The 11,738-nt window shown below is 44.7% G+C and carries 14 protein-coding genes; 1 reads left to right on the forward strand and 13 read right to left on the reverse strand.

Annotation, left to right across the window (positions count from 1 at the left end):
• Positions 1 to 4 precede the first annotated feature (4 nt).
• From AC58PQ_RS10645 to AC58PQ_RS10675, 7 genes are all read right to left on the reverse strand, one after another.
• On the reverse strand, positions 5 to 2,236 hold the full coding sequence (locus AC58PQ_RS10645) for a transglutaminase TgpA family protein (RefSeq protein WP_497241907.1): 2,232 nt from the start codon (positions 2,234 to 2,236) through the stop codon (positions 5 to 7).
• Positions 2,229 to 3,515, reverse strand: coding sequence for a DUF58 domain-containing protein (locus AC58PQ_RS10650; protein WP_497241908.1), 1,287 nt, complete (start codon positions 3,513 to 3,515; stop codon positions 2,229 to 2,231). Before AC58PQ_RS10650 ends, AC58PQ_RS10645 begins: the two co-directional genes overlap by 8 nt.
• A 4-nt stretch (positions 3,516 to 3,519) precedes the next feature.
• Entirely contained in the window at positions 3,520 to 4,479 is a 960-nt protein-coding gene (locus AC58PQ_RS10655) for an AAA family ATPase (RefSeq protein WP_497241909.1), read from the reverse strand.
• A 256-nt stretch (positions 4,480 to 4,735) separates the two neighbouring features.
• A complete protein-coding gene (spoVAE, locus tag AC58PQ_RS10660) occupies positions 4,736 to 5,086 on the reverse strand; it encodes a stage V sporulation protein AE (protein WP_068670930.1) in 351 nt (116 codons plus the stop codon).
• A complete protein-coding gene (spoVAD, locus tag AC58PQ_RS10665; protein ID WP_497241910.1) occupies positions 5,083 to 6,102 on the reverse strand; it encodes a stage V sporulation protein AD in 1,020 nt (339 codons plus the stop codon). Before spoVAD ends, spoVAE begins: the two co-directional genes overlap by 4 nt.
• A gap of 4 nt (positions 6,103 to 6,106) precedes the next feature.
• Complete coding sequence (spoVAC, locus tag AC58PQ_RS10670) at positions 6,107 to 6,577, reverse strand: stage V sporulation protein AC (RefSeq protein WP_477592190.1); 471 nt, start codon at positions 6,575 to 6,577, stop codon at positions 6,107 to 6,109.
• Positions 6,578 to 6,601: 24 nt separating this feature from the next.
• Positions 6,602 to 7,462 carry a DUF421 domain-containing protein gene (locus AC58PQ_RS10675; protein ID WP_497241911.1) on the reverse strand — a complete coding sequence of 287 codons (861 nt, stop codon included), beginning with the start codon at positions 7,460 to 7,462 and terminating at the stop codon, positions 6,602 to 6,604.
• A gap of 199 nt (positions 7,463 to 7,661) precedes the next feature.
• Between AC58PQ_RS10675 and AC58PQ_RS10680 the strand changes: the two genes are divergently transcribed.
• A complete protein-coding gene (locus AC58PQ_RS10680) occupies positions 7,662 to 7,868 on the forward strand; it encodes a DUF1657 domain-containing protein (RefSeq protein ID WP_310226800.1) in 207 nt (68 codons plus the stop codon).
• Positions 7,869 to 8,043: 175 nt separating this feature from the next.
• Here the strand turns inward: AC58PQ_RS10680 and AC58PQ_RS10685 are convergent, their stop codons facing one another.
• The 6 genes from AC58PQ_RS10685 to AC58PQ_RS10710 all read right to left on the reverse strand — a co-directional run bounded on the left by AC58PQ_RS10685 (position 8,044) and on the right by AC58PQ_RS10710 (position 11,692).
• Positions 8,044 to 8,184 carry an N-acetylmuramoyl-L-alanine amidase gene (locus AC58PQ_RS10685; protein WP_497241912.1) on the reverse strand — a complete coding sequence of 47 codons (141 nt, stop codon included), beginning with the start codon at positions 8,182 to 8,184 and terminating at the stop codon, positions 8,044 to 8,046.
• 26 nt (positions 8,185 to 8,210) lie between these two features.
• Positions 8,211 to 8,969, reverse strand: a complete 759-nt coding sequence (locus AC58PQ_RS10690; protein ID WP_497241913.1) for a C1 family peptidase — start codon at positions 8,967 to 8,969, stop codon at positions 8,211 to 8,213.
• A 119-nt stretch (positions 8,970 to 9,088) separates the two neighbouring features.
• The gene (locus tag AC58PQ_RS10695) at positions 9,089 to 9,817 is read right to left on the reverse strand and encodes a DUF6081 family protein (protein ID WP_497241914.1); all 729 of its coding nucleotides are present in this window, start codon (positions 9,815 to 9,817) and stop codon (positions 9,089 to 9,091) included.
• Between the two features lie 28 nt (positions 9,818 to 9,845).
• Positions 9,846 to 10,775 (reverse strand): prenyltransferase, encoded by a 930-nt coding sequence (locus tag AC58PQ_RS10700; protein WP_497241915.1) that lies wholly within the window; start codon positions 10,773 to 10,775, stop codon positions 9,846 to 9,848.
• A 173-nt stretch (positions 10,776 to 10,948) separates the two neighbouring features.
• A complete protein-coding gene (locus AC58PQ_RS10705; RefSeq protein ID WP_497241916.1) occupies positions 10,949 to 11,314 on the reverse strand; it encodes an L-rhamnose mutarotase in 366 nt (121 codons plus the stop codon).
• 60 nt (positions 11,315 to 11,374) lie between these two features.
• Positions 11,375 to 11,692: a cupin domain-containing protein gene (locus tag AC58PQ_RS10710; RefSeq protein ID WP_497241917.1), complete on the reverse strand. Its 318-nt coding sequence runs from the start codon at positions 11,690 to 11,692 to the stop codon at positions 11,375 to 11,377.
• Positions 11,693 to 11,738 lie beyond the last annotated feature (46 nt).

Here is an 11,738-nt window from a genome sequence, read left to right on the forward strand (position 1 = left end):
TTTCTCATTTCATTTGTTCTTTGACACGAAGAATTAATTGGTTCGCTTGTTGATATTCAACTTCAGACACCGCTAATTGACTATATTTCGCACGTTCAAATAATTCAATTAACGCATCCAGCTCTTTCTTCAACCATTTACTCTGTGATGACCATCTGGTTGTTGCTTCACGAACAGTTTCATACTCGTGTCGCGTGTACCCTTTACGACGGCAGGCACGGAGCATTCTTTCAAATTCAACAATTATTTTCTGATTGAAATTCACGACTTGCAGCTGTTTCCTGCGAGCTCGCCAGTTATACCAAGCTTCAGTTCTCATTAAGAAAAATACTGCGACAGATAGAAGTACTACGACTACTACACTGCTCAGTGTCAGCCAGAGCCATGTGAAGCTCTTTGGTTCTGTCGTTTCTTCTGGCAATGTGCTCGTTTCCGTATCCGTTGTTAAATCTTCTGGTACTGGTGCTGCTTCTGGGAATACATTGGGCAGCGTGAAGCCCGAGGTCGGCTCAAAGGATATCCAGCCAAAGCCTTCAAAGTAAACTTCTACCCAAGAGTGCGCATCTGAGTTGCGAATCGTATACGTACCAGCACCATCTGTGTCAAATGTGGCTCCTAAAGCACCTAAGATACCCTGTTCCCGAATGTCGTTGGCGATCGAAGAGGACCCTGAGGAATATCCTTTCACCCAGCGTGTAGGCAAACCAATCGAACGCGTGAGCACAGCCATTGCCGTCGAGTAATAATCACAATACCCTTGCTTGACTTCGAAAAGGAAACGATCCACAAAATCTTTACTTTTCCCCTTCGTTTCGTCTGGTGTATTGGTATAAGGGAAATTCTCAGACAAATACTTCTCGATCAGCTTCGCTTTATCATAGGGATTCGTTGCTGTCTTCGTAAGATCAAGAGCTAGCTGTTTCACACGCTCAGGCAAATCAGCCGGTACTTGTAAGTACTCTGCCCAGTCCGGCTTATTTACGTAATCTCCTGCCGTTTTCCGCAGCAGATCTTCCTCAAGAATAGGCTCTTGTACCACAACCGAGTAGTCTTTTGGATAATTACTTCGTCCTGTGAAGCGAAGCTCCGATTGTCGCGGTGACCAAATGATACGCTGGAATGGGTTTTCACCTTTATTAATTTCCACAATTTTCTGAATGGCGTATCCCCCGAATAATACAGGGAACACCTCTTCACGATCCATCACAACACTTTGCGTGACTTCCTGCGTTTTCAATTGCGATACATCAAACCGTGGATCCAGCGGTAACGGATTCAAATTCACCCGAAACATAGGCAATCTCTTTTCCGTTGGCCCAAGCTCCCAACCTTTCCCGTTATACATCGATCTCGTTTCACCACGGAAATAGGTTCGTTTACTAGATTCAACCGTCATCACCGGCGTGTAATCAAATCGAAAGCCACCGCCGAGTCGGCTATCATCACGGCTATAGCCCGATGAGGCGTCAGCCGTCGAAGTTGCAATGCTAACTCCTTTGCCAAGCAATGGCACCGTTTCCCCGCGACTCACTTTCCAAGCTGTATAAGGATCCGTCAAAATGGGATTTACCGTTGGTGCGAAAACACCAGCCAACGTAATCACGCCAACCAAAATGAGGATAGGAACAGCGAAAGAAGACGGATAATCGGAAATCGTCTCCCAAACGTCTGGCGCTTTTTTCTTCAGCTGCGAAAAATGTCTCACAATTAAGATGAGAAATCCGCAGAGCAGGATCATCGCCACTTGAGGCCATAGAATAATCATACTGAAAGAATCACGTGCGGCAAAAAATAAAATGCTAACAAAAATGAGGACGACAGTACGAAATCTCGATTGAATGGACCACATTGCGAACAAATAAACGATCCAAGCGCTTAAACTAAACCAAATATACGGTTCAAGCTGCCCTGCATTGAGACCAATCCATCGCAGCGCCTCTTTCCATGACGTCAGATGAACAGCTACCCAATGATATCCCATTCCCAAGCCATGGAGCCAGATAATGAGTATGAACTGGATCAATGCGCGCCAGCCATTCGTGATTTTGGGTATACAATAAGTCGCCGTAGTAAGGACCAAGGTCCATGTTACAAAAGAGACCGTCTCAGCAAGCCAAAGACCATCTTCTTTCATGATCCAAATCAAAAATTGATACAGGAAGATACCAACGAAAATCGCAGAGACTCGTATCGCCCAATCCTTAAGAAGGAGTCTGCTCCACCATGTGTTAGGCATACCGTTTCGCCCCTCCCAGAAGGTTAGGCAAGTCCGTTAATTGACTAACATCATACCCCATATAGCCTTGTGAGCGAATCGCTTTAATGTAATCCTCATGCGTGGAGATTTGCTCCACTCCTTGAGGTCCAAAAGCTTGATCTGGTTGACCATGAATCCAAATATGGCAGGGCTTCATTTGAAGAAGCGCCATTTGCTGAAACATTTGCAGCATACTACTGCCCTTTTGCGGAGAAATAAGTACAATTAAGCTGCCTGCCGGCCAATCCTGCGAGCGCTCCTTCAATATTTGACTGAGAGTTTGATAGCCATCCGCATCTACACCTACTAGATGTTTAACAATTTCCTTATAATGATGCTGACTGTGCTTCGGTTCAAAATAAGTAAATTCCTTGCCGATCGACAGTAGGCCCAGCGACATTTCACGTCCTGTTCCATATCGGAACAAGGAAGCTGCAACCGACACAGCTAATTCAAATTCAGCTCCATCTCGGTACGCTCGAGCGGTTCGGTCTAGGAGAATAATCGTTTTCGGCAAAGATTCCCGCTCGAACTCCTTCGACTTCCAGGTGCCTGTCTTAGCCGTCGCATTCCAGTGAATCCGTGAAAGCCGATCGCCGTAAATGTATTCGCGAACGCCATTAATTTGCGTCGTTTCCCGGTGTGCGCTAGTTGTCGTAGAGTGATGCTGCATCCCTTTGAGCATTTGATGAAATTGCGCCCATTCGCGTATGGTGACGGTTTGCGGATACACGGTAATCGGCTGCTGTAGATCCAATCGACCCTTATGCTGAAAAAAGCCAAAAATATCTTCCGTCAAGCACTCCGTCTCACCGAAACGATAATAGCCTCTCCGTAGTGGTGGCGTGCTGTAGGTGAACTCACCACGACGTTTCCAATCTGGAACGATTGACCCTTCAAAAATTGATTCATCCCCATTCTGACGAATTAGCTGATCTTTAATCATCAAGTAAGGAACTGGCCAATACCCTGGCAATTGTACCCCAATCTTAATTTGCAAAGATTGTCCTGCCTCGAGTTTAGCCTCTAAGCCTGCATTCGCAAGCTTGCGAGTCCCCTGCGCGCGTTTGATGCCACTCCAGTTCCCTGAAAGCAAATACACCGTTAAAACTGTCATCGTAATGAATAACATCGAGGCTAGCTTCCCACCTTGAAGTAGCATGAAGAACAAGCTAGCCAACAAACAAGTTAAAAGTAGCCATAATGCTGCCGGAAACCGGGGACGCTCCCCGAATCGTTTAAATACCGGTCGTTTCATAGGCTCACTTCTCCAATCTGACCGGAACCCGTACTTGCTCAAAAATCGCAGCGAGTACAGAAGCGATGCTAACGCCATCCATACGCGCTTCCATTTGAAGGATCATACGGTGACCCAGTACAAAAGGAGCTAAATATTTAATATCATCCGGGATGACATAATCACGTCCATGTATGAAAGCATACGCTTTGGATGCTAATACTAGTGAAAGTGTAGCCCTCGGACTCGCTCCGAGGAAAACAGCGTGATGTTCCCGTGTTTTTCTCGAAATGGTGACTAAGTAATCAGCCACGGCTTCATCCAAGTGAACACGGCGAACCTGCTCCTGAATCTCAAGCACTTGCTTGGTGTCCACAATAGCATGCAGTGCTTCCATTGGATGAACTTTGCTTTGGGATGCAATCATCATTTTCTCAGCTGCTTCACTTGGATAACCTAAGCTCAGCTTGATCATAAATCGATCTAATTGGGCCTCTGGCAATGTATATGTGCCTTCAAAGTCGATCGGATTCTGAGTCGCTAGCATTAGAAACGGAGATGGGAGTTCATGCAAGTCGCCGTCTACTGTAATATGCTGCTCTTCCATCGCTTCCAGAAGGGCTGATTGGGTTTTCGTCGTGGCGCGATTGATCTCATCTACCAGCAAAATATTGGTCATAATCGGCCCAGAACGGAAAATGAACTCCTCTTTTTTGGGGTGATATATAGAAACGCCAGTTATATCCGTTGGCAATAAGTCCGGGTTACATTGAATACGGCGGAATTGCCCGTTAATGGATTTCGCTAATGCTTTAATGAGTACCGTTTTACCTGTTCCTGGAACATCCTCAAGCAGAACATGACCACCGGCCAACATCGCAGTAAGCAACAATTCAATTTCAGCGCTTTTGCCAAGAATACATGATTCTAAATTTGCTTTCAGCCTAGCTAGTACTTCTACATGAAGCTGAGTGGCAGTTTCCATGTGTTGGTCCTCCTTAGAGTTTTCGTAGAAAACTTGTATGCGTTAACAAGGCTAATTTGTACGAGCATGCTTCATATTCTGTTTGGTTCAGAAAATAAAAAAAAATGTACGTAAATCTAGTTTACAGGAAAGTTTTTCTTCCGTATACTTGTAAATCCTCTAAAGTTATTTGTTAAAATTACCCACGTGAAACAGAAAAAGACGCCACTTGGCGTCCATTGCACATGCTGTTGCATCCTTATCACACTAACTAGCTTCATCCTTTGGGTTTCACAAACAAGGCAGCCAAGAACGAGAAAATAATCGCAGCGGATATCCCCGCGCTGGTCACCTTGAAAATACCTGTTATGATACCTATGTAGCCATCCTTATGGAGTTCCTCTAAAGCTCCGTGAACAAGCGCATTCCCGAAGCTCGTTATAGGCACGGTCGCACCTGCGCCAGCAAAGGCAATCAACGGTTCATATAAATTGCAACCATCCGCAATGGCACCAAGAACAACAAGTGTGCTCATGGTATGGGCTGGCGTTAGTTTACCAACATCCATCATGAGCTGCCCAAGCACACAGATGGCCCCTCCAACTACAAAAGCCCAAAAAAAGCTCATACGTATAACCCTCCAGACTCAATGGAAACAGCATGTGCGATACAAGGAATACTCTCTCCTTGTTGGAAAGAAAGCGGTGAAAGCAAGGCTCCTGTCGCCACAACGAGAATTCTTTTCAACTCCCCTTTGGCCATGCGCTTCAGCAAGTGCCCGTAGGTAACCGTAGCCGAGCAACCGCAACCGCTGCCTCCCGCCTGAACCGTTTGCGTTTCACGATCAAAGATCATTAATCCGCAATCGTTGTAGGTTGTTTGCTCGATTGGGAACTGGTGCTTGTGAAAGAGCTCACGCGCAATGCTGACCCCTACTGCAGCTAGATCCCCCGTCACGATGAGATCGTAATAGGAAGGATCGCGATTCAATTCGCGGCAATGGGTTTGGATCGTATCGACGGCAGCCGGCGCCATAGCTGCGCCCATATTGAACGGATCCGTGATCCCCATATCCACGATCCGACCGATCGTAGCAGCGGTGACGACAGGGCCGACACCGGTCTTCCCTAGCACGGCGACCCCTGCGCCCGTGACCGTGTACTGCGCTGTCGGCGGCTTCTGAGAGCCATATTCCGTTGGATAACGGAACTGCTTCTCCGCCGTACAGTTATGGCTGCAGGTGCCAGCCATCACATAGTTGGCTGCGCCAGAATCGACCAATTGGGCGGCTAGCGCCAGTCCCTCCATCGACGTAGAGCAAGCGCCGAATATACCAAGATAAGGTATATTCAGCGTCCGCGCCGCGAAGGTATTGGAGATGATCTGATTCATCAGATCGCCGCCAACATAGAATTGGATCTGGCCGTCGGTTAGCCCGGCTTTCGCCAGTGCGTGATGTGCAGCCTCCTCCAGCAACGCTTTCTCTGCTTTTTCCCATGTTTTTTGACCGAGTGTCAAATCGCCATGAACAATATCAAAATCCTCATTTAGCGGTCCTTTTCCTTCATCTGGACCTACAACAGTACCCGTTGACAGAATCACGGGCCGATTTTCAAAAAGCCAGCTTTGGTGTCCCTTCAGCATATCGTCAACCCCCCGTGAAGATAAGATGCGCAATCCCTACAAAGAAGGCCGCAACAGTTCCGAAAACGATAACTGAACCCGCTAACTTAAACATATTTCCGCCAACGCCAAGCACTAGACCTTCCGCACGATGCTCAATCGCCGCCGAACAAAGTGAATTCGCAAATCCAGTAACGGGGACAGAGCTTCCGCCTCCTGCCCACTGTGCGATTTTGTCATAGATACCGAGACTGGTTAAAATAACCGAGATAATAATCATTACTGCTACGGTTGGATTGCCCGCTGTTTTCTCCGTAAATCCAAAGCAATTAATGAACATACGCATAAAGCATTCGCCAATCAGGCAGATCGTGCCCCCCACGAGAAAGGCTCTGCCGCAATTTTTGAGAACAGGTCTTTTGGGCTCTTGCTGCTTGGCTAATTTTTGGTACTCTTGCTGTGTCATTGTTAAGTTTTTCTTCTTGTTGTTAGGCATGACTTACTCCTATTCCCTCAAAACCTAAGCTCTGAGAATCGTATGTACCTGTTGAATAATTTGGGTTAACTGAATGGAACAAGCTTCATACATTTGTTTGGCTTCTGCATTCTGTGTCGTTAGTGAGAACAGCTCCAAATCTGCTTCACATTTCTTTAAGCAAGCGAGTAAGGCAGGACGTTCGGTCGGTGCAGGGACTTGTAGGTTGTCATCAAAAAGATCAACGGTTAATTCACCCTCTGTGTTAACTTGACCGAGAAATACATTCTCCTTCGCAACACCCAGCTTATCAAGCTCCGCTTGCAGCCATCCTCTACTTTTTCCCGCGGCAGCCAGCGGCTCATTTTGAATGACACCATCCATCATGACAGCTTGCGTGGGTTTCTCTATGGCCAGCTTCATGCCAATATGCTTAGGCGTTAATGGCTGGTTCTCACTCTTTAACAGAATGCTCAAATCACCGCTAGTCTCCAGCATCGCAAATTCCACATCAGCCACCCGAAATACGCCTTTGGTACGTAATTGTTCAAGTAGTTCGTCACCTGTATAGCGTTCTTTTCTCAAATTCCCCTCAAGAATTTTGCCATCCTTAATGAGAACTCGGCCATTCCCTTCAAACCAGACACGAAGTGTCTTGCTCTTCAAAGTCAATATTTCCAGTACTAATGGCACAAGGACCCATACCAAAATTGCGATAACACCATGATAGTAATTCGCCTCGACATCAGTCGAAATGTTACCTGCCAGATCCCCAAGTGTTATGCCGATGACATATTCAAAAAAAGTGAGCTGAGATATTTGTTTTTTACCTAGAATCCGCGTTAAAACAAACAGAAACATTAAGGTACCTAGTGCTCTAATAGCAATAAGTAGCCAGTCCGGCACATCATTCCTCCTCCTTCTCCATCTTTCAATATCTACATTATGTGCCAATTGGACACTAACTATTATTACTCTAAATTGGATTTATTTGGTAACATATACAGCAATCACTGCGGGCATATTAACAACCGCAAACCGGAGAGCGCATATTGAATCTATCTGTTCTCATCCATAATCAAATTTGAGGAGTGTTTACGACAACATGACAGTAGCAGCACAAGTTAAAACCACCCTAGCATCCTTAAAAAGTGCACAAGCCAGTCTTGAAACCTTTGCCCTTAGTACACAGAATCAAGAGGCCAAGCAATTATATGAGACAGCTGCCCAATCTACCCAGCAAATTGTTGATCAAGTCTCTTCACGCGTTCAGCAATTAGAAAATGAAGAGCCGCAATACAAGGGGTTTTAAACGTAAAACAGCCGCTGCGACCGATCGCAACGGCTGTTTTTCTCATTTTTCATAAAAACAAACTAAGAAACAAGATTAGCAAAACATAAAGGATGAGAATGAGTAACGCAAGCTTTTCCTTTGGCATGAAGCCGCCCCTCGTTTCGTTGAATTTCATTTGGATGTATTCATTTACTTATTGTAAGGGCTGTCCTGAAGCCTTCCTCACTTCATTCGCTAAACGATTAAATTCCTTCCTCGCTTCAGCATCTGAGGTTGCGAAATAGGCAGCCGATAAGAAAGCTATAATTTTGTTCGCATCTTCCACGCTTAACATTGCTGCAAGCCTCCCTTATTTTTGATTTATTTTCCCGTCCAGTAATCAAAGGTCAGCGATCTATTTTTAAAAAGGGAATAAGGAATATAGCAGTAGCCAGCGTCACCCCAAGTGGTACCCCATGAGTTCCTAGCAATGATGACTCCCTGTCCCTTCACCTTACTATCCTTGTAGCCAACAGCAAGTAAGGCATGACCGCCTAGCAGCTTTTCCTTTTTCCGATTTGGATACGGAATTTTCCCTGTTTTGGAAGCTGTCTTACTTTCAAACGATTCATAGATCCAAATACCGAAAACAACTGGTGATCCATCTGCAAGTGCTGCTTTTATACCTGCTAGATCATGAATACGATGATAGCCATCAATACGATAGTACCTAGCAAGAGCTTCAGCTTCATGATTCGGCGTATTGCGAAAATTCGCTATCTCATAGGGCCATACTTCCTCTGGACATACGCCCGTTTTCTGCAGCACTTTAAACCCATCACGGATCGTAGCTCCTGCATCACGATTAATCGTATGCTCGAGTTCACGTTCATGCCAATAGTGAAAAAGTCGGGATAACCGCGTTGGGTTCTCTTCTTCGGATCGCAGCCAGTACTCTCGCAATCCGCTCACAATCGCATTCGAAGTGCATGAACCTAACGAACCTTGGTTCACAACAGGAGAGAGTTTGTTGCGTAAATCGAATTGCTTCGGCAATTGGGATTCCCGAATATAATTGACACTCCTGTATGTGAAATCACGAAAATCGCGAGGATCCTGTTTGACTGTATATTTCCGCATACCCGTACCTCCTATGAAGCCTAATCGCTGAGTACTCCAGTGTATTCACCCATAGGCAGGAGCGTGCAAAAAAGAGCCCGACTTCAGGAATGAAGTCCGAGCTCTTTCAATCGTACGTTTTATTCCGTTACTGTAACAGTGACGGGCGTCCATTCGCCAATAATCGTTTGTCCATGTAGAGAGACACTTCCTTGAGGCGTCAAATCCTTCTCTGTCATCATGCCTAATGCAATTGTGAATCGATTGAATTTGATCGGCACATTTTTCTCACGGCGCACTTCCTCACCGTTCACATAGAAAATGACTTCATCATTCCCGCGGTGGTACGTAATTTTATACGTATTAAATTCACGTGGTTGGAAATTGGTTTCCTCTTTGAAAATACAGAAGAAACGTGTTTTATCTGTTTCAGGCACTTGTACACCTGGGAAGGGAAGTACTGCATAAACACTCGCATATTTATCATTACCCGCAAAGAAATCCAATGCTGCCCCTGTCGTAAAATCAAGCAAATTCAACGAAACGAAACCATCATATAAGTCGTTAGGCTCTGTGTTTTGCGTACTAGCACGAATTTGAAGCTCGAAGGAGATTTCTCCTTCTACCGGCACTTCAACGTCTTGAGCCGAATAATACATATGCTTTGCGTTATCTAGAAATTGTACATAATCATTTTTGCGGCTAAGCGGTGCACGCGCATAGAGAATGCCATTTCTAACAATAATCGTTGCATTCGGTTCTCTGAATTCCCAGAAAGATCCATCCGGCATTGGGAAACCGCCTATTTTCCAAACTTCGCCTTCCGAAAGGATCGTGTGAAATTCACCAATTGTAAATTGCTTGCTCATGTATATGACCTCGCTTTATCTGTGAATTTTAAGATTGAATGAAAGCTTGGACTACTAAGGCTAGCATCATAATTATGCCGCCTCTTATGGTTGCTTTTAAGGAAGCACCCATTAATGGCAGATAGGCCGGAGAAGGATTCTCTGACTTCAAATTACGATAAACCCGATAAAATGGAATGGCTGTAAGTAAAGCAAGAAGGGTATAGTAAGGGAACACATCAAGAATTACACAAGTAATCAATGCTACGTAAGACAGTACAAATAGAAATTTGGAGAAAACCAGGGCTCGCTTCTCGCCCCATACAACAACTAGCGTTCGCTTCCCAGCACTTTGATCCGCTTGCCAATGGAGAAAATGATGATTAAATAGAATCAATGTCGTTAATAAGCCGATTGGTAAAGATAGCAATAGCGGGCGATAATCCACCTGCATGGTCTGTACATAGTAACTGCCTAACGTAGGTAAAACACCAAAGGATAGCAAAATAGCAATCTCGCTATATCCTTTGCCACGGTAACCAAATTTAATAGGCGGCGCCACATAGAAATAGGCAATTAATGCACCCAAACCTCCGAACAAAAGAACGAGCCAACCACTGCTTATACTTAGTATAAGTCCACAAATAAGGGCAACAGCAAATAATGACCATGTTAAAAAACTAAACGTACGTTCTGCAATGATGCCATTTGCCAGAAATCCTGAATTCGTTGAGATCGCGGAGGCCGTTTCCTTGGCTGCCGTATCAATCCCATTTCTAAAATCCCATAAGTCATTAATCATATTTGAGAAAAGATGCGCTGCAATAGATCCAATAAAGGTCAGCACAAATAGCATTGGATGAAATGTATCGTTCCATACAATGGCTCCTAATCCACCTAGAACGACAGGAATAACCATGACTGGAATAACCTGAAATCGTGATGCTTTCAATAATAATCTTAAGTTGAGGTTATTCATTTCTCACGTCCCTTTCAACAAAAATTGCTCTGCTATTCATACTATCCCAATCCTAGTAGTACTTCAAGTAGGTTTCAATTCCCCTAAAACCACGGTATGCCATCTCTGTCAATAGTCGGAAAATGAGAAAAGGATGCTAGAATAATCTCTAGTCATCCTTCTTCCAAAACAACTTATTTCAGATAGAAAACCTCACGCATCGGCGTAATCGGAACTGCTTCACGGAAATCGAAGGAGCCTACGACCATTTGGGACGTAATGGCATTCCACCGATTACATGCATCACTCTCTGCCAGATAGGCGAAAGCAGCATCTATATCATCGCATAAAAACACATAGAAAAATTGCGCACCATTTTGAAAAATAGAATAATCCCGAATGCCAGCTTTACTGTGTTCTTCCATAATTTCAGGCCATGGAGCTAAATGCATCTCAACATACTCGTCCAGAACTTCCTCACGTATTGTCCATGTCCAAGCAAATTTCCCACTATTTTGCATCAGGTTCTCCCCTTCCTTTTTCACAAATATTAGATTCATAACTCCACGCTCTAAAAACGCCAGGATGCTTAAAGGAAAACCAGTTGCATCAGCAACTGGTTATCTTTTCACCAAGTCTTCACGAATCGGTGTAAATACATCTAAAAGTGCAGAGTCTTCCAATGCAGTAACCCCGTGCTTGGCTCCACTTGGTATATAAATCGTTTGACCCTGTTCAATTACTGAAACTACGCCATCGATTGTAAATTCGATTTTACCCTTCAAGCAATACGACATTTGTTCATGAACATGGCTGTGCTGATAACCGATAGCTCCGGGCTCAAAGTGAACCTCCATCATCATTAAACCTACCTCAGCTTTCAAAATACAGCGAGTCACACCCGGCTCTGCAGCTTCCCATATGCCAATATTAGACATCTGACTTTCCCCTTTCGATATAAAACACTTCCATGGTAAATGAAAA

Source organism: Paenibacillus sp. J22P143, from assembly GCF_059692035.1.